15 protein-coding genes are annotated in these 19331 nt (G+C 49.7%); 4 read left to right on the forward strand and 11 right to left on the reverse strand.

Going from position 1 to position 19331, the window contains the following annotated elements; genetic code table 11:
• Positions 1-41: 41 nt before the first annotated feature.
• From A4G99_RS22955 to A4G99_RS22975, 5 genes are read right to left on the reverse strand one after another with little or no spacing between them, the layout of a single operon-like run.
• A complete protein-coding gene (locus A4G99_RS22955) occupies positions 42-1094 on the reverse strand; it encodes a hypothetical protein (protein WP_066148599.1) in 1053 nt (350 codons plus the stop codon).
• Positions 1094-3142, reverse strand: a complete 2049-nt coding sequence (locus A4G99_RS22960) for a VirB4 family type IV secretion system protein (protein WP_150123219.1) — start codon at positions 3140-3142, stop codon at positions 1094-1096. Before A4G99_RS22960 ends, A4G99_RS22955 begins: the two co-directional genes overlap by 1 nt.
• The gene (locus A4G99_RS22965) at positions 3067-4311 is read right to left on the reverse strand and encodes a hypothetical protein (protein WP_066148603.1); all 1245 of its coding nucleotides are present in this window, start codon (positions 4309-4311) and stop codon (positions 3067-3069) included. Before A4G99_RS22965 ends, A4G99_RS22960 begins: the two co-directional genes overlap by 76 nt.
• A gap of 57 nt (positions 4312-4368) precedes the next feature.
• Positions 4369-5721 carry a hypothetical protein gene (locus tag A4G99_RS22970; protein ID WP_066148605.1) on the reverse strand — a complete coding sequence of 451 codons (1353 nt, stop codon included), beginning with the start codon at positions 5719-5721 and terminating at the stop codon, positions 4369-4371.
• 27 nt (positions 5722-5748) lie between these two features.
• Positions 5749-6240, reverse strand: coding sequence for a hypothetical protein (locus tag A4G99_RS22975; RefSeq protein WP_150123220.1), 492 nt, complete (start codon positions 6238-6240; stop codon positions 5749-5751).
• Between the two features lie 124 nt (positions 6241-6364).
• On the opposite strand from A4G99_RS22975, the gene A4G99_RS30095 reads away from it, so the two are divergent.
• Positions 6365-6610 carry an Lrp/AsnC family transcriptional regulator gene (locus A4G99_RS30095; RefSeq protein WP_066148608.1) on the forward strand — a complete coding sequence of 82 codons (246 nt, stop codon included), beginning with the start codon at positions 6365-6367 and terminating at the stop codon, positions 6608-6610.
• A gap of 456 nt (positions 6611-7066) precedes the next feature.
• Here the strand turns inward: A4G99_RS30095 and A4G99_RS24825 are convergent, their stop codons facing one another.
• From A4G99_RS24825 to A4G99_RS24840, 4 genes are all read right to left on the reverse strand, one after another.
• The gene (locus A4G99_RS24825; RefSeq protein WP_082838015.1) at positions 7067-8026 is read right to left on the reverse strand and encodes a transcription initiation factor IIB family protein; all 960 of its coding nucleotides are present in this window, start codon (positions 8024-8026) and stop codon (positions 7067-7069) included.
• 935 nt (positions 8027-8961) lie between these two features.
• Positions 8962-9231, reverse strand: a complete 270-nt coding sequence (locus A4G99_RS28130) for a helix-turn-helix domain-containing protein (protein ID WP_223302176.1) — start codon at positions 9229-9231, stop codon at positions 8962-8964.
• 258 nt (positions 9232-9489) lie between these two features.
• On the reverse strand, positions 9490-10113 hold the full coding sequence (rdfA, locus tag A4G99_RS25510) for a rod-determining factor RdfA (RefSeq protein ID WP_066148611.1): 624 nt from the start codon (positions 10111-10113) through the stop codon (positions 9490-9492).
• A 239-nt stretch (positions 10114-10352) separates the two neighbouring features.
• Positions 10353-13049: a glycoside hydrolase family 2 protein gene (locus A4G99_RS24840; RefSeq protein WP_082838043.1), complete on the reverse strand. Its 2697-nt coding sequence runs from the start codon at positions 13047-13049 to the stop codon at positions 10353-10355.
• Between the two features lie 341 nt (positions 13050-13390).
• On the opposite strand from A4G99_RS24840, the gene A4G99_RS24845 reads away from it, so the two are divergent.
• Both A4G99_RS24845 and A4G99_RS30100 read left to right on the forward strand, forming a co-directional pair.
• Positions 13391-14182 carry an IclR family transcriptional regulator gene (locus A4G99_RS24845; protein WP_190303859.1) on the forward strand — a complete coding sequence of 264 codons (792 nt, stop codon included), beginning with the start codon at positions 13391-13393 and terminating at the stop codon, positions 14180-14182.
• A gap of 745 nt (positions 14183-14927) precedes the next feature.
• Complete coding sequence (locus tag A4G99_RS30100; protein WP_223302200.1) at positions 14928-15116, forward strand: PfkB family carbohydrate kinase; 189 nt, start codon at positions 14928-14930, stop codon at positions 15114-15116.
• Positions 15117-15273: 157 nt separating this feature from the next.
• Here A4G99_RS30100 and gfo6 read toward each other — a convergent pair whose 3' ends face one another.
• Together gfo6 and dgoD are read right to left on the reverse strand one after the other, a co-directional pair.
• Positions 15274-16350, reverse strand: a complete 1077-nt coding sequence (gene gfo6, locus A4G99_RS23005; protein WP_066148616.1) for a D-xylose 1-dehydrogenase Gfo6 — start codon at positions 16348-16350, stop codon at positions 15274-15276.
• Positions 16351-16446: 96 nt separating this feature from the next.
• Positions 16447-17601, reverse strand: coding sequence for a galactonate dehydratase (gene dgoD, locus A4G99_RS23010; RefSeq protein ID WP_066148617.1), 1155 nt, complete (start codon positions 17599-17601; stop codon positions 16447-16449).
• A gap of 225 nt (positions 17602-17826) precedes the next feature.
• Here dgoD and A4G99_RS23015 point away from each other — a divergent pair, with 225 nt between their 5' ends.
• Entirely contained in the window at positions 17827-19329 is a 1503-nt protein-coding gene (locus A4G99_RS23015) for a sulfatase (RefSeq protein ID WP_066148619.1), read from the forward strand.
• Positions 19330-19331: the final 2 nt, after the last annotated feature.

The following is a 19331-nucleotide window of genomic DNA, read 5'->3' on the forward strand; positions in this document are numbered from 1 at the left end:
GCGGCGTGGACCATCCGGGGAACAGGGGAGTGCCGTCGTTGTTACTCACTGCGCTGACTGTCAGCCGGAACTTCGCCGCCGCGTTGGGAGTAACGCCAGTCGATTTTCGGCGTTTCAATCTCCTTGTTTGGGATGTGTGCGGCACCAGCGAGTTCGCTTACCGAGAGGATCATCTCGCGGTCTTCCCACTCCCGAGCATGCAGTTTCTCGATGAACGCGCCACGCTCACTGGCAGGAACAGGGTCGTCGGTAAACCCCTGCTCGGTCATTGTGTTGTAGTAGCGAGTGAACATCCCCGCGACACCCCGTGCTCGTGATTCAGCTTCGTACTTGTCCGGTGAAACGGCAAGAATCCGCATGTTAGTGTGAAAGCCGTACTGTCCCCGTTGCATCTCGACGACGTCCGCCGCTTCGCGGTCCTTCTTACTCGCATCACGAGTACGGGGATTTAGCCAGCCGACAACCTGGTCCGACCGAAGCCCTTCGGCGACGTCGTCCACACTTTCACCCCGAGAGAAGAGTCCAGCATCCCCTTCCGTCCAGTCGTTTTTCGCGGGCCGGAAAACGACCTGCACCACAACCCGTGTTTCCGGCGTCGAGAGCATTTCACTCGTCACTTCGCCGTACGGGTCCCGCTCAAAGCCGTCGCCCTGGTGGTTCCGAATCGGGTAGTAGTAGTGACGGTTCAAGTCGAGTTCCGCACCCGCAATATAGTCGTCAGCATGGATTTGCGGAAATGCATCGCCGCCCTCCACTCGAAACACCTGCGTGTTCGAGTAGCTGTTCGCGACGCGTCGCCGGAACTTGTTTGCGGCACTCTCGTCGGCAGCGTGCATGTAGAACTTCAGCTTCTCCTCATCGAACCACAACTCGAAGGAGTGGTGCTGACTAATGTTCTTGTCGCGGAGTCCCTTCGTTCGAACGTCGTGAAGTGACTGGAGCATTGCGGCACCATCGACGATGCCCTGGTTGTCTTTGTAAGGACGAATCCCGAGCAACACACCCGGCGTCTCGTCCACGGTTTGAGTGTACGACTCGTCAAGTTGCGTTGCCGTGTAGCTCCCCTGCGCCTCGTCACTGCCGAACAGGCCCATTAGAGCTCACCCCATTTGTCGGCGATGTACTCCTGGAAGGGACCATGCTCGCTGGCTTTGTAGCTATAGACAGTATCCTCAAATGGCGACGCCCGAACTTGGGCGTGCATCCATCCTTGGACGTCCGCATAATCGACGAGATAGTCGGTATACCCGAGTCCCTGTTCACCGCGTTTGGCATGCTGAGTGATGAACTGAAGTTGTTCGTCGTTCATCCCGAACCGCTCCTTTGCGTCTTGCTCTTCCAGTTTGTCCGTGTAGAAGAACTCTGTCGTCGGAATCTGCCCCAAGATCGCGCGTTTGTATTCCTGCATATCCGTGTCGTCAGCACTCGCGAAGTCACCCGGTCGGTGTGAGAGGAACCACAGTCCGGCGTTAAAGTGCCGCCAGTGGCGGGCCGACTGTTGAAGCCACGCCAGAATCTCCCTCGATTGGAAGAGATAGTGTGCTTCGTCGACGACAAAGAGTGTCTCGCCGGGCGCTCGTTTGACTGCCTGATAGACTTGGCCGAGCATCAACTGGAGCATCGTCGCTTTGTCTGCCGCTGCCCCGAGTCCCTGAATCTGCTGAAGGTCGAGATACGACACCTGGCCCGGGCGAATATGGGCTTCTGACTTCCCGACGAGGGCATCGTGTTCACCGCCGTCTTTGAACCCACTGAGCCGCCGGAGTAGTGGTCCGGCGTTCTCTTTGATCTGAGCCTTCTCGAGTTCTGAATCGACGTAGTCACCCGGATTCCCACCCATATCATTGACGATTTTACGGAAGTTGGCCATCGTCGGGCTGTTCTCCGGTTTGTGCGTACTGACGTCGTTTTTCAGAATTCCTGCCCGTTCGTACGTGGCATTCAGCGCATCGGAAACGAGCGGAGTAAAGTCGCCGTTGGCGTCGCCGATCATATCGAGAATGAAGTTGCGGGCTTCGGTGAACTTCATGTCGTACGGATCCAGATTCCCCGACACTCGAAGCACATCCTCTGGCGTTTCCTCGATATGGAGCGGGTTGATTGTCTGTGACCCGTCCACCGTGATATGCTGACCGTTCATGAGTTCGACGAGACCACCGAACTCGCCCATCGTATCGCAGAGAATCAGTGTGCGATCCTCACCAGCCAGATACCACTGAGTCGCTTGCTTACCGACGTGGTACGATTTTCCCGAGCCGGAACTCCCGATGGTAAGCCGATGACCGGGTGCGACAGAGAACTGATTCTTGATGATCTCGCTGCCGTTCTGCACGTTTCGGCCCTGCTCGACACCGTTCTCCTGGTCGATGTACGCGGACACCGGCGGGAACGCTGCGGCGATTGTTCCCGACAACGTGAGTGAGTAGCGCTCGCGTGTAGAGACATCGGCGAACGCGTCTCGGCCGTTTGGTGAGCAGGATTCGAACAGCTCGGCCTGGCGCTGTTCCGGTGAAAGAACCGTTAGGTGAGCTGGCGCGCTTTCGAGCGTTCCTCTTACTTTCTCGCAAGCGCTTTCGAGTGCTCGGTGCTTCGCGATATCCAGCGTGAGTTCGTCTTCGTTCGCCAGCCCTTCCTCGATTCGCTCTTCGGCTTCATCCAGCGCCTGCCGGGTACCAGCTCGAACTGTAACGTAGCCGCTCAAATCCCACGGTTGAGCCTGAGTGTGGTGGAGAAGCTTGTACATCTTCACGTACGGGTCGAGGTCGTCCTCGACGAGAATCGCGGAAACGTCGCTTACGTCTTTGCGCTCGTCGATGTTCGCGTCAATCTCCCCGATTGTGTCTTTCAATTCGAGTTCCGTTGCTCGCTTGTCCCGTGCCCGGACGTCTAAGCACACATCGACGTCGACCCCTCGCATGGTGTAGATCTCCTCAAGAAATTTCTCACGGGGTTCGACCGGCCAATCGGCGATCCAGTAGGTCCGACAGTACTGCTGGCCAGTGCGAACGTAGCCATCGCGAGCGTCGAACGTTTGCGGGGCCAGGAGTTCCTGTACCCGATCGTGGGCTAGGCCATCACTGTCGTTTTCGTCATCAGCGAGCGGGGCGAGCAAGCCTTCGCGGACCTGTGCAAGGAAGGACACCTCTTTGTCGACGGCGTCGTCAGCACGGGTACTCGTTGCGACCGGTTGCGAGACAGTGCCGCCGTCGGTCGTCGCTCGACCGTCGCAACGTCAGCAACTCCCGTCGATGGCGAGTCAGTCGCATCCACCGCTTCGGGGCGTGGGCTGTCACCGTCCTCGGCGCTATGCGGCCACACCGCGGCATCAACGTCCTTCGTCACACTGTCGGCATTGAAGGAGTGCTCGGTGCCACTCCAATACCGGCCCAGAAGGAGTGCGTGCTCGGCTGGACCGACTTGCGTGGTCTCACAGCCATCGGTACTTCCGAACGCCCTGGAGAGCCGGGAGAGCCGACTTTTCACTTCCCGTTGCATCCGGCGGCGTTTGGCGTCCCACTGCTCATTATCGCTACCGAACAGCAGCGAGCGAATTTCGCCGTCGTCGGTCATGTCCGATACCGTCACTTCATCCGGACGAACCTCGACGACGAGATAGTGCTGCCACTCGCGGGCGTTGAACCGGGGGAAGTCAGTGTTCTTGGTCCACGTGATGACGCTCCGAAGGAGCTTTCGCGCTAGCTTCCACTCCTCACCGGCGTACTTCGACGAGTAGAGTTTCGCCCGATACTTCGCGGTGACATCGCGGGGGTCAATCTCCAGGGCCGTGCTGAACAGGCGGAAATTGAAATCGCTCACGAGTTGGTCAAGTTCACCACGGATCCGACCGATCATCTCGCGGGCGTCACTCGTCTCCTGCATCGTCGTATTTCGGCCAGAGATCCGCGCCATCGCGACGAGTCGCCCGTCTTTCATCTCGGCAGAGCCATCGGCGTGGATCCGTTTCACGTCGTGTACAGTCGCCGCTTCATCGCCTGACTGTGGGAACCCGCGTTTGGCCTTCGCGTAGGCGAGCGGGGTTTTGATACGGTCCAGTCCCGTCGAGTACTCACCCGATGAGACGGCCAAACCAACAGCACCCAAGCCGCCGAATACACCGACACCGGCACCGATTAACGAAGGGCCGAGTGGAGCACCGAACAGGGCTGCAAGACCGCTGGCACCGACGATACCGGCACCAGGCGTACCGTAGAGCAGGTCGTTCACTTTGAACCCGTGATAGTCGAGCCCGGAATCGACGTGTGGCGGGACGAGTTGGCTCGGATCTTTCGGCGCGTCTGCGTTGTCTGTCATAGATAAGCCCCGTTTCCCAGCCTTGCACCGGAATGTCGGCGTGAACCGAAACGGGGGTCAGTCGTATCGCTGGAGTATCTCACGACCTTGATTCAGCTCGTAGTCAGCACACTCCTGCTCTTCTCGTGCTTCTTGGGCGTCGATACCGCCGTCTGCGTTCAGCGCGTTGTTCACCGACCCGTAGTTCACGGTGTCCTCCCTTGCCGACGTGCCGGTGCTAAACGTTGAATTGTCCGACTGGTCCCAGCTCGAATCGTCGCTGCGATATTCCTGAACTTTCTCGTGAACTTCGTGGCCGACGCGCTCGCCGGCTTCGTCGACGTACTTGCCCGCTTTCCGCTGATTCGATGCAGACGTCCCGAGGGTGATCGAGGCGGCGTCATTGGCGTGGGCCAGCATCTCTTTCGGGAGAATGAGCAACGCGAAGACGAGCCCGCCAACGACAAGAGTGAACGTTTCCAGCACTCCAAGTGCGCCAGATGTCCATGGCAAATCGGCGAGTAACCGAAGGACGAGCGCCTGAAAGAGTTTCGTGACGATCACGACCCCAAAGAGATAGACGAAGGTGTCACCGATGCTCTTTAGAAAGCCCGAATACGCACGACAGGCCCAGGAAAGCGGCCACAAAAACACGCATACGTAGATAAGGGCCCGCTCGAGGCCGAGAACGAGAATCCCGACCGCAATTGTACCTGACTCGATAAACCCGAGGAGGACACCAAGACCGATCCCAACACCGAGTTTCGCGAGCTTCGAGTTCGTTTGGATGAACTCAGCGCCGTTAGGAGCAACTGACATCGCGGTCTCGTTCGCCAGGTGGAGCAAAAGCGGCGGGATGATCCAGGTCGTTGCGACCATAACGAAAGCGACCCCAATGCGTTTCCATGCTTGGCGCTTCTCGTAGGGATCCGACCGATAGAACGACATCCCGAAGGCCGCCATCAACGCAACGCTCGCGAGACCGGCCGTCCACGCCGAGGCTTTGTACACGCCTGGCCACAGGCCGTTGTGAGGATTGGCCCACGTACTCGGCTTGTCTGGTTGCCCGGGAGCGGGCACAGCAGCGACGCTATCACGAACCATATTCGCGATGCCCTTCCCCACACCGAGGAAAATTCCGGCAATCGCTTTGAGTTGCCCCTTTGCCATATCGATCGGGTTGATCGACGGGACGAGTCCACCACCAAGCCCGCCAAGAACACCGTTATCGTTGCCACCGTTTGCGCCGCTCGTCGAATTATTCGATGGTGCCGTCGTCTGCCGGTCATCAGGATTACCGATCCAGTGATTCTGGGATGTCGTGGTGTTGTTTGCACTGGCTGACTGTGCCGCGACTGGAGCGGCGAGCGACGCGACTAGCACGACAAGAAAGAGCGCCAGCAGCCAGCTACTGTGTCTGTTCTGTATCATAGTCGGAAGAGAAGTACCTGAAAGCACTCACATTATATTCGCGAAATTCACGCACGAGAGCGTGCTCACACCGGCCTTGTCGAGGACGACGGCGAACAGTGGGAAGAACCACGCACCACAAAACGTGATTACCGCTCCACGGGCTGCATCGCGACCCTCTTTCTTCTTATCAGAGCGAGCGCTTCCCATCTTCAACCAGGCCATTGCCCCACGAAAGGCGGCGAGCAGAAACATCCCGATCGTGATCATCCCAAAGGCGAGCGTAACGACGGGACCAAGTCCAGACGAACACATCACGTCGCTCGCCTCCTGGGTGGCTTGTGCCGCCACTGGCACTGAGAACGCCGCGGTTGTAGCGACGATACCGACAGTGCCACGAATGAATCGAGTGGAGACTACTCCACATGTCTCGACCATCAAGCGCTTCAGTGCGTGATATTTCTCGGTCGAATCGTCCGTCAATTGGTGAAATCGGTCAGAGATGGGTCTCTGGGCCGATTTCGGCGTTTGTTCATCCATTGTACTCACTTTCACATCTAGAGGGCTAGATAAATACCTTACGCACACACTGAGATGCCGTCTACCACCGGACACAGTCGGTGTGTCCGTAATCTATTTATGTCATACCCTAGGGCTGTACTACATGCTCCCACGCAATTCCAATCGAACGGTCTCTCTCACTGATGTCGACAAAGAGATTCTCGAAATACTCCGAAGTGGGCGGGCAACCCAATCGTACATCGTCGACGAAACCGGTCGCTCGCGTCAATACGTCCACAATCGGCTCGGAATCCTCACAGCTGCCGGATATCTCGAGAACATTCATACAAAAACAGCATTGTACGAGCTAGTCGGCGATCCGCTCGCTAACGAGGAAAATGGAGGATGAAGCTATGCGAATCCCACCCTTGTCAATCGAAGCACCGAATGAAACAGCACGAGATACACTTCGCCGACATGTCGCAGTACTCGTTGGGATTGGCAAGCTAATTCTCGTCGGGAGTCTCATCCAAATCATCGTCCTCGGGACGACTGGCGCTATTGCCCTATATATCCTCGACGTCTCGAATTACGCTGGTGGTTGGATGGTGATATTCTCGTGGTTCATCGCCGCGTACTTCATCAAACTCTACGGACGGAGTATTTTCCCAGTGAATGCCGACCAATTTATCCAGACCTAAAAACCAGCTCTCACGCTCCTTGCTCGCCATCGAGAAAGACGTTCTTGAGTGTCGCTCCACCATACCGGATGACTTGTGCTTTCGACGCATTCCACCCGGTGTACCGAGCAGGATCACGCTCGTATGCGATTCCAATTCGTACCGCCACTTTGATTTGGATTTGGCTATGCTTCCTTGACGGCTTTTAATTGCTCTTGATACCGATTTCGAATGGTGACTTCAGTCACCTGAGCGGCTTCTGCCACTTCTGATTGTGTGTGTTTCTCATCACACAATAACGACGCAACATAGATCGCTGCAGCAGCGAACCCAACGGGAGATTTTCCAGAATGAAGACCATGACCTAATGTCAGATTGAGAATTTCGAACGCCTTGTTTTCAACGGCGGAGGTGGTTCCTAACTTGGAGCAAAACCGTGGGACGAACTCTTTTGGATTCGATGGCTTGATTTCCAACGCCAGTTCTTGTGCGATATATCGATACGTACGACCCAATTCTTTCTCTCCGATTCGTGCAACAGCGACCATTTCGTCAAGACTCCGTGGAATTCCTGCTTGGCGACAAGCAGCATACAAACAACTCGTTGCAACACCTTCGATCGACCGGCCACGAAGCAAATCTTCTGAGAGTGCACGTCGATAAATCACGCATGCAACCTCTCGATTAGTATCTGGAATCGCAAGTGCACTCGCCATGCGATCGATTTCACTAAACGCGAATTGTAAATTGCGCTCACCGGAATCGTTCGTGCGAATTCGTTGCTGCCAGGTTCGTAACCGATTTATCTGTTTTTGCTTTCGATTGGAGATTGTTCGTCCATAGGCATCTTTGTCTTTCCAATCGATCGTTGTTGTCAACCCCTTATCGTGCATTCGCTGGGTGATTGGTGCTCCTACACGAGATTTGGAAGCTTTTTCAGTTTGATTAAAAGCCCGCCATTCGGGACCATGATCGAGATTGGATTCCTCAAGAATTAAGCCGCAATTCTGACAAATTAGTTCGTTTTGATCTGCACTATGTGCTAACTCTTCGGAGTTACATTCCGGGCACTGATCCAGTCGAGCCTGGCTTGATGTCTCTTCGGTTGATCGTTCTCGGTCGCGTTGATGAGTAGTAAGTGTCATACTTGGATCTATCAAATATTCAACAATTATTGATGTATATAACTGATATTTTCTGGTTATCTACGATCCAGCCCTCCTTATTATTCTCTCGATTCAATCATTTGAATACAGCATATGCTTTGATAAATATTTTTCTGATGTAGTTATTCCGCTGAGTTATTCCGTGATTCGTAGCTCGTTGGATAAGGAACGTCACCGCAGTATTCAGAGAAGTAAGGAGGATCAGATATATACTTTGTATGAATCGTTGGACACCGGGCGATGGAGTGACTGCGTATTGTGGACTGTAACAAAGAGGACTGATAGCAGTGATTACTCACCACGAAGCGGGTTCAGCGTCACATCCTAGTGAGGGCGTGTCAAATGATCAATGTTGATTTCCTACGACAATAAGTGAGAGCGAGTTTGCGGCCGTGATCGCTTGACAAATGGCAGATACGCTTGAGATCGTGCGACCATCCGTGTATTGTTGGCTTAATGTGAATGTGCCAGAGTCCAGTAATTCGGTCGCATCAGCGTCAATAGTCTAACTCTTAGGCAGAATACGCATTTTGCACCAATACATACTTTTTTGTTTTTATATAACAATTTTTTCCCGGGGAGTAGACGGTGATACTGCTGCTTCCCCATCCGTCGTAGCGGATAGCATCATCCACGCTACCCGCTTTTGACAGGATACGCGTTCTATGCTCGTGTTGACTGAAATATTTCCCGAATCGGAGAACTCACAGCTAAATTACTCGGCAGTTCCGTCATCTGCCCCAGTCGCTAGAGGAAGTTGGCAAACGCTTGGTAGCCTCGAGGCGTTAGAGCGAATAGAGTGAGAATTAGAAACCAAATTCGGGAACAGATTTGCACGTCTTCCGAATAGTATAGTTGCATAACGAGCACGGAAAGCCACTGACTTTTTGAAAAACTGCGATTATATCACTGGTTCATGTGAGTGAGTAACGACGTTTTCGTGCATCGCAAAATGAGATGCGTGAGTCAACGAGATCGTGGTCCCTAAGACGACTGAGCGCACAGCGAATTGTGCGTTCAGGGAGCCGGGTTTTATCAGCGAGTTCAGATTGTGTGAGTGAATCGTCGTTGTATTCGAGCGTTTTTACAACCAATTTTGCACTTGGAGGGAGCTCGGACAGTACGTCAGTCGGTGGTTTTGTTTGTGAATCGGTAGTGTTGTCCGATGTAGGGGATTGTTGCATTGCTCATCAAATGTGACCAACAGGTGAAGACACCATTGATATGGCAGGGACGTCTGTCAGGTTGCAGCTGAATACCTACGAATATTGTTCGGAGTGAGACAAAAAAGTTTGATAGACCGTATTCGACCATCGAATTTGGCAGATATACAGTGGCGACTGAGTATACAATTCTATACAAACAAACTACTTCCAGAACAGAAGATATGAAACTGCTCTATAGTTTCCCCCAATTAATAGTTAACTGTCAAAAAGAATAGTCTATTCGCAGTCACAGCCTCCACGTTCGATAAGTTCACTCACAGGATATTGCGAGCCACATTTTTCACAGAAGACATTTGCTTCAACCAAGAGGTAGGTATCACCAAGGGAAATCTGATTCTGTGATTGCAACTGTTCGAGGTTATTTTCACAGACTGATGTAAATCGGGAGCGCAGTTTATTAATGCTGTCGACAGTTCTTTTGATTCGTTCCTCGTCAGTCACCGCTTCGTACTCAACTTCTCGCTCATTGTGAAGATAAGATCTAACCGCTTGATATGTAACAAAGTCGCGTTCGAGTTGATCGACGTCAACCCCTTTCTGTTGGAGCTTTCTGCGGGCGTCCGTCCGTACACCGGATGTCACATCATCATCTGTCAGCAACTCATACATGTTATCGATTTCACCAGCCAATGTTCCAATTTTTGCATCATTTACTGCTGTAGTTAGAAGTTGGCGGTTAATCTCGTCAGCTAACTCACGGAGACTCTTCCGCTCAGATTGCTCAGCAGTCCATGCCGATTCGAGTTCCGCACCGTATTCTTCTCCAAGTTGGTACTTTTCGATAAGGCGGCCAACTTTCGTGTTTGGTCCATTATCTAGGTCGGATCCACCAGAGTTCATCTATGTGGAGGAAACAAGGGTACAGCTGATATTAAACATATGATGTCTGATTAAGCAATCTCCTTCGCAATCAGCATGGACGATACATAGGGACCACAATATGTCCGCTATTAATGTTCTAAAATCTAAATAATATATTTAAAAATATCAAGCTGTGGGGGTATCATAGATATATTTTCATTTTCGTGGATCACAAAGAGGACATCTCCGAAAAATGAATAATGTATTTATCATCTCTGTCAAATCCCGTCGATTAAACGGTTACAGAGTAGCGTTGCAAGTGGATGTTCTCCATATGAATCTTGGACCTGGAATGTAAAGGCCACGAATGATCCCTCATCATTTTCTCTCCGTTCAACGAATGGACTACCCCAGTTTGCAAGCCATCCTTCAACGTATCCTACATGGAGTCGGTCTGTTGAAAGATCTAGGTTTGTTGCTACAGCACAGGGATAAATTCCTTCAAATTCCCAGCCAAGTCGTTTATTGTCACAGATGTCTGTCAATATTGGTGAATCTTGATAGAAGATTGAAGCTGCTCCGCGCCAGCTCTCTTCTTCGGGAACCAAAGAGTAGGTAAATGGGCCACCTTTTGTCATCTCACCATTTATTGTGGGGATATGTATAGCGATACCCCCATTAGCAACATAACTATTGATAGACGAATCTATTTGATCAACAAATGCGATATCAACATTCGAATCCAACTGATGTGTTACTGTGATGCCCTCAGTTGCAAACCGAGATGCGAGCGACCCTTCGGCGTAAACGATTTCGGACGGTGTTTCTCGATGATCTGAACTGAGTACTGTTATTTGTTCCTCAGTGCAAATACTCTCTCCATTACAGTCAAAGGTTACTTCTAACATGTCAGTTTCAACTGGCCCTTTAATATCTGGAATATCACATTTGATATTCTCAATCCTGCTAATCGAACAGGGCTTCACATTCTGATATGCCTGATTGGATTCACCGAACAAAGACCAATTTATTTGTCCGGATAGTGTCTTATGAGAATCGTTGACTATATGCATATTGAAGTTAAGCGTGTCTTTTTCGGACACAATATGGGACATTGGTTCAGCAACGACTGCAATTGGTGCATTCACTGCTGAATACTCTTCGTGAAATTCCTTCTCTTCACGAAGATAGTTAAGGATGCCATTGAACTCCCATTCAATATCTGAGAGTTGAGTTAAGACATATCCAGCTGTCTTTTCTCGAATCCGGACCTGCTCTAGAATAGATTTAATCGAAATATACTCTCGCTGCTGCCAAGCGAATTCAAGCGCGTCGAAGTCGCCAAAAACACTTTCTAAATTAGTAGCGCTGAATCGCTCTTCAACACCTTCTGGACGCTTAAGAGGGTCAGTTAAGAAGTTATGAGAAAACCACGGGGGTTCGCCATTGTATCTATCCATGAGTGCAGAGAGATCCCCAAGACCCCAAGTTCCGAGTTCCGAGAGAATTACCGGAGCATTGGTATCGCCGGGTTCCGTAGTAGCATAGTTGTCGGCACTATAATGACAAAGATGGTCTAAATCAGCCTCCCAGTTCGCTGCTCGATCAGGGCTCACAAAATACCGATGGAAATCGTTGATATCGGTCTCGACATGGGCCCACCCAGAGTTGTCACAAATAACTCGTGTTGTATCTCGATCTCGTAGCAGCTTGTAAGCATCAGAGAGAAATTGCTGTTTTTCCTCGTCGGTCCAAAGAGTCTCATCACCATCATAATGTCCAATTCCCCATTCTTCATTATACAGTGACCAAATGACAACACTTGGCCGGTTGTAATCTCGACAAATGAGTCCGTTAAGTTGATTAAATACCTCAGAACGGGAGCGCTTTGTGTACTTAGACGGATTTGCTGGCTCCTCCCAGACAAGAATTCCTTGATGATCAGCTTCCTTAAGAAATGCTGGGTGTGCGGGTTTGAGGTGCTTTCTGATTAGGTTGAACCCAAGTTCTTTTGCGACCGCCACTTCCTCCGTAAACATATTTTCATCTGGTGGTCGATAGAGCGTCTTTGGGTAGAATCCCTGCTCGAGCACCCCACGTATATTTACAGGTTTTCCGTTGAGCAGGAGTTGTCTCCCGTCGCGCTCGAAACTACGCATTCCAAAATAGTCTGTGTACCTGTCTACAGTCTCATCATCGTCTGAGAGTGTCACCTCAGCATCGTACAGAACTGGAGAGGATGGAGACCAGTACGCAGGGTTGTCAAACGTGAGGTGTGTTTCATATCCATCTTCGGTTTCGTAGGCTGTAGACTGTGCAACAAGTTTACCATCCTGAAAGGCACAGACTTCGCAGGTCATGTCAGTCGCCATGTGAGGGCTAATATTAGCCCCAACAGAGACATGTGCAGTGTCAGTTTCTAGATCAGGCGTGATTTCTATTGATGTAACATGAATCTTAGGACGGAATTTTAACTCTACTGACTGCCAAATACCACTTACGCGGGTATACCAGGGATCTCCTTGCTTCCCATGCGGGATCTCAGCTACATTTTCCGGATCAGTCACGCTAACTGCAATAACATTTTTGCCTGGAGATATAGCGTCAGATACGTTGAACTCAAAAGGAAGATATCCACCTTGATTATGACCAACTTGAGTCCCATTAATCCAGACAGTAGCCTCGTAGTCTACCGCACCGAACCTTAAAAATACATCTAACCCCTGAATATTATCAGAGTTCACATCTACGGTACGTCGGTACCAGCCAGTCCCCGTGTAGTCTCGGTAGATGTCTATCTCCTGCCAAGCGTGGGGGATACTCACCGACTGCGCTCGGTCTGGCCATTCTGCTTCAGGGTCGTACCACTCAGCGTCATAGCCTGTTTCATTTGGGTCTGTGATGAAAGTCCATTGATCATCTAAACTAATCGAATGACGATACGTATCGTCAGAATGCCCTCGTTCAGTTGTCAAAGTCACCACCTCCCCTTAGTAGGATCAGCCCGCTATCTCTCCAGGAATTGGTATCCATGAAGCTAATCTGTGAAAATCTCATCTTCCTTTTCAATCACTTCAAAGTCGGGATTGAAGATAATTGTTGGGTATTTAGTCCACTATTTGATAATAATAAACTAGAGCGTATCCTGTAAGTATGGTCATGTATTACTAAGACTTCTGTAAGCAATGGGATATCGTTGCAAGGACATGCAGATATTATCTAACTCTTGCTCTGTAGGATTCTGTGTCATAATGGGAAACAACTTAGTCAAGCGAGGATATACTATCTCTAATTGATGTCCTCCCCTCCTCACCAAGTGAAGTCAGACATTACCGCATTCAGAATTGTCGAAGCTCTCAACCAGTGGGAAGAGATGGGTGTCACTGAAATCTCTCATGAAACCGGAATCTCAAAGAGTTCGGTATTCAAGCACTTGGACACACTTCGTCACCTTGGCTATGTCACTAAATCTGGATCATCATATATGCTTTCACTGCGCTGGTTCCAGGCCGGACAACGAATTCGTGACAGACAAGATGTCTTTGAGATCGGTAAGTCGGAAGTAGATCACCTGGCCCGTCGTGTTGGTGAAACAGTTTCGCTGGTCGTCGAAGAAGGTGGTGATGCCGTGTATCTCTATCAAGTACGTGAAAGTCAACAACTACTCAGTCCCGTTGAAGAGGGGGGTCGAATTCCTGCTCCCATCTCCATAGGTGGGAAGGCCATTCTTTCGTACCGACCCCCTGAAGAAATCCGAGCTCTATTTAAACGAACTAATCCTGATAAGGATGTTGATCAATTTCTATCTGAACTACGCACACTCAGGGACCAGCGTATGGTCATTGGGCAGGGAAACCCTCAACAAGGTGCATTGAGTGCTGGAGCATTCGAAGGTCATCGCCATGTGGTGGCTCATAACGAACCATACAGAGATCTTAAAAGCGTGGCAGTTCCCATCCGCAACACTGAGGACTATGCTATCGCAGCAATCGAAGTGAGCGGTTCCGAGTCGAGCCTTGACAGCCGACGGCTTGAAGAGGAGATCGCCAGTGTTCTAGTAAATGCTGGAAAAACTATCGAAACGAACCATCTTCACGCATCTAACTGAGAAATTACTTGTGGTTCTTACTCGGAATCAGAGGACAACAGGAGAAGCATATAGATATCAACGACAAGTGCGATCAACGTGGATGATGTCCACTACCGATCACATCACAAATTCTTAACAGGGGATCGATAATCAAGGCATGGGCTGCACTTAGTGATTGATCTGATTCCATATTATGATCTAATGAATATAAATAGATCGTAATGATTTAGTATTGCCATTTGAAGATTGAGATATTAACTCGTAATCGCCGTGGTCAAAAAGAAGGAATTAAACGACACTTGTAATTTTAATTTAATTCATGGAGTAAAGTAATTAAGTATCCTTGCAGAGATTAGACATGGTCGCATGAACTTCCGTCTGTAAATGTGCTGATGTGGTAGGATCAAACGAGGGTTTCCCCATGAGAAACAGTTCCACTTTTGAATGATATTTGAGACTACCTTCCTTTCCAGCTCCTAGAAAAATAACAATACTAATCTTGTTATTCGAATCTTCTACTCAAGATATATATTGTTCACAATCCTTGAGAAGGAGGGTGAAACGCTGATAGCGCAGTCTCATATTGTATTCACTGAGCACCTTACAAGTACCTCTGTTTCTTCTTGGGAAACGAATTGGCTGGCAAGCAGATACCATACTGAAATCTACCGGTCGCATTGGTCACTATGTCTGAATACTGCGGATTCGAAATCACTGCTACGGTACCCATTCTATTTCTGAATAATATCGTATTGAAACTGTTATTGTTACACTTGGATCCGATGGAGCTCTGGCAGTTAATCAAGGAGATACTTATAGAAAAGAGGTATACAAAACTAAAACGATTGATGCTATCGGTACTGGAGATTCCTTCATTGGTGGCTTTATTTATAGAATAGCGACAGACGCCCTGCCACCTGAAACGTACAGTAGTAGAGTGATCTCGCAATAGTGATCCAAGATGTGGTAAAAGTCCAATTTGAGAGAGAAACCAATACAATTCTAGGATAGTGACAATGACAACCTGTTTCCGTGGCTGGTGGGTTTTGGTAGACTTGGAGCAAAAGACCACAGTGCAACTGTGGCTCTCTAAAGATAGAACAACGGTATCAACGGTTGATTTGAATTTGTTGCTCCGTCTCAGCAGCGCGATGGATGGCTTCGATCGCTTGCAAATCCTCGAGACCTTGCCTCCCATCGGGAGCATCATCAATCCCTTGGACGATGTTGACGGCAAAAAAGTCGAAAAGCTCGGTCATCTGGTTTATCTCAGGGGTATCGAAATCGACAGTCTGTTCTCCAATTGATAGCGACATATCTGTCTCTAAGTGATAGGCTGGTTCGATTCTGAGACGGCCGTCAGTTCCAATCACCTCTATATATGATTGAGCGTGCGCATTCTGACTGACAGAGCAGGTGGAATACAAACCTCCCTCAAACTCCAGAACGAATGATGCTAACTCATCTGGAACATCATCAAATGGCTCTTTGTCTGACCGCATCGACGCATGAACGGCGATTGGATCCTTATTAAGCAAGAATCGAGACGTGTTGATGTGGTAAATTCCGAGGTCCATTACAGAAGTTCCATATCCGGTCAGGTCAGAATTAAGTCGCCACTGATCTGGGTTTGGAAAAATGTCAAAAATAGATTGGCAGTTGACACCGTTGACGAACCGTGGCTTACCGATTGTCCCACGTTGTATCAGTTCCCGGGCACGACGTACTGTTGGCGTGGTCTGCATACGATAAGCAACAAGTAGGTTAATACCTGCAGATTCACATCGTTCAACCATTCTCTGAGCGCGGTCCACATTAGCTTCTATTGGCTTCTCACAGAGAACTGCTTTTCCGAGTTCTGCCGCGGTTTCTGCATAGTCAAGATGATACGCGTTTGGAGTACATACATACACGGCATCGTACGCATCTTGTGCATCTCCTTCATGGAATTGTTTGTAGGAAAGGGTTTCAGCCATAGTGGCGATGTCTGTAGCCACACGTTCGCCCTTCTCTCGAGATCCGGTAACAAGTACAGATACTTCACAATAATCAGATGCTTCAATGGCTGGAATTACTTCCTCTATAGTCCACCATCCAAGTCCAATAAGTGCTATCCGAATTGTCTCATCAGGAGATGTATCCCAATCACGATGCTCAAAAGTATCCAAATATTTGGTTATCGACATCTAATGAAAGTTAAGCAGGCAACTATAAAAAAATGAGTGGCTATTTGTGATGAGGAGTTAATTGGAAATACCTATGAACGCCGAATTGGGAATCCCTTACCACTCGGCCACACTCCCATCTTTGTGCCGCCATACTGGATTATGCCAATTAACCGATTGCTTGGACTGTTCACGTACATATTCCTCGTCGATATCGATTCCGAGTCCAGGTCCGTCCGGAATCGAGACGAACCCGTCCTCATAATCGAATACGCTCGGCTCAGCGAGGTAGTCAAGAACGTCGCTTGTCTCGTTATAGTGGATGTCAAGACTTTGCTCCTGAATGAGTGCGTTTGGTGAGCACGCATCAACCTGAATACAAGACGCCAGCGCTATCGGCCCCAATGGACAATGAGGTGCGAGTGCGACATCGTAGGCCTCGGCCATCGAAGCTATTTTCTTAGTTTCAGTGATCCCCCCTGCGTGAGAGAGATCTGGTTGTATTATATCGACTGTTCCACTCTCAAACACTTCTTTGAAATCCCACCGAGAATACATTCGTTCCCCCGTTGCAATCGGAATCGACGTTTGTGTCGCGATAGACGGAAGTGCATCGTTGTGATCCGGAAGCACTGGTTCCTCGATGAACATCGGCTCGTAAGGCTCGAGTGCCTTCGCAAGCCGTTTCGCCATCGGCTTGGCTACTCGTCCATGGAAGTCGACCCCGATATCAACGTTGTCACCAACCGTCTCTCGTACATTCCGAAGTCGTTCAACAGCTTCGTTAATAGTGCTAGGATCGTCAACTCGCTCCATTTCTTCAGTTGCGTTCATCTTCAGTGCAGTGAATCCCGCATCAATTTGCTTCTTGGCTTCATTCGCGACTGCTGAAGGACGATCGCCACCAATCCATTGATAGACGCGGATCTGCTCGCGTGCGGCACCACCCAACAGTTCGTATACAGGAGCATCGAAGTGTTTCCCCTTGATGTCCCAAAGCGCTTGGTCAATTCCAGCGATAGCAGACATAAGGACAGGCCCTCCTCGATAGAAACCCCCACTGTACATCGTGCTCCAGTGATCTTCAATAGGAGCGGCTGGTTTACCGACAAGGTAGTTATCCATTAGTTCCTCAACTGCAGCCCTCACGGTGTGTGAGCGACCCTCAACGACGGGTTCTCCCCATCCAACAATGCCGTCAGTAGTTTCGACACGCAGGAATAACCATCGAGGCGGCACCTCAAACAACTCGTAATCGGTAATTTGGGTCATTGTGAGCAAGACCGTAGAGTAAATCGGATACCTTAGTTAAAGATGTATCGTTACAAATCTTTGAGCTGGTTGACATAGAAACTCTCCTGGTTGATTTGAGTTGACAGGCATATATGAACTGCTCATAGGATCGACTAGCGACCGTTGTGAGTCTGAGCAAGAAGGTGAATATTGAACTAACCAAATGGCACAACATACATTCATAGTGGCTCTAATATCATAACAATGCCCGACAAACCAAATATCGTCGTTATTATGACCGATCAGCAACGAGCAGATGCTTGCTCTCGTGAAGGATTTGAGCTTGATACAACGCCATTTCTCGATGAGTTTGCACAGAATGGAACATGGTTTGATCGTGCCTATACTTCGACTCCAGTGTGTTCTCCGGCACGGACAAGCTTTCTAACCGGTCGTTTCCCAACCGCAACAAATGTATGGACAAATAAACAATCGGACGCTGTTGTAAATGAACAGGATTTGTTCGACTTACTAAACGATGCCGGCTATGAGACGGCCCTAATTGGGAAGAACCATAGCTACCTCACACCTGAAAAAACTGACTTTTGGGCGGAGTTTGGTCACTGGGGAGCGATAGACGAGCAAACAAAGTCTGCTCGGACTGAAGAAGATGAAAAATTGGAAGCATACTTAGATAACTTGTCACTCTTCAACGGTGGTGGGGGATGGGATTCCAAGCCAGTTCCAACTTCAGTTGAGAGTCAATGTGCTTACCGGTGTGTTTCACAAGCACAAGAGTGGATCAAATCACGTAATAATGGAGACCCATTTTTTACTTGGCTTTCTCTCCCAGAACCACATAATCCCTATCAAGTGCCAGAACCGTATTTCTCGATGTTCCCATCGGAAGAATTGCCCCCTATCTCCGCTGGAACCGAAGTTCTCGAGGATAAGCGGTTCAAATGGAAGTGGCTCCGGAAGATTGGTGTCAAGAGAGCAAAGCGGGAGGCACCCAACGCCAAATATGACACAGAAATCTTGCCGCGATTACGTTCGTCATATTACGGGATGCTGAGAATGATTGATGACCAGGTACGCCGCTTCGTCGAGTTTCTCGAAACGGAGAATCTCCGTGAAGATACACTCATTGTGTTCCTATCAGACCATGGGGACTTTGCCGGCGATTATGGACTCATGCGCAAAGGCGTTGATCTCCCAGAAGCGACAGTTCGCATCCCGCTCATATTCAATGGACCCGGTGTAGAAGCGGATCGATCACCAAGTACCGCTCACGTCTCGATTGTCGATATCATGCCGACGCTCTGTGATGTTGCAGGTGGTGACCATCCTCCGGGAACTCAAGGTCGATCATTGTGGACATTACTTTCAGGGACTGATGTTGAATGTTCCAGATTCAACAGCGTCTATGTAGAAAGCGGGTGGGGAGGACGACACTCTAGTGCTGACGATGTTCCGAGTCTCGATGAGGCTAGGAAAAATGAACTCAATCCACACACACAGTCAGGTCGGATAGGAATGATCCGTCGAGACAAGTGGAAGTTTGTCTTTGATATGGAAGATGGCCCCGAATTGTACAACCTCGTGGAGGATCCCGCTGAGAAAAAGGATTTGAGTGCTGATCCTGCTCACGATACGTTGCTTCAAGAACTGTATGCAGATTTCTCAACATGGTCACTATACGCACGCGATACGCTACCCGAAAAACGCTCAATTCAAAAGGTCGATCCCTCTGCCAAACGACACTGACA

This window comes from Haladaptatus sp. R4 (genome assembly GCF_001625445.1).
In the GTDB taxonomy this organism is placed as follows: domain Archaea; phylum Halobacteriota; class Halobacteria; order Halobacteriales; family Haladaptataceae; genus Haladaptatus.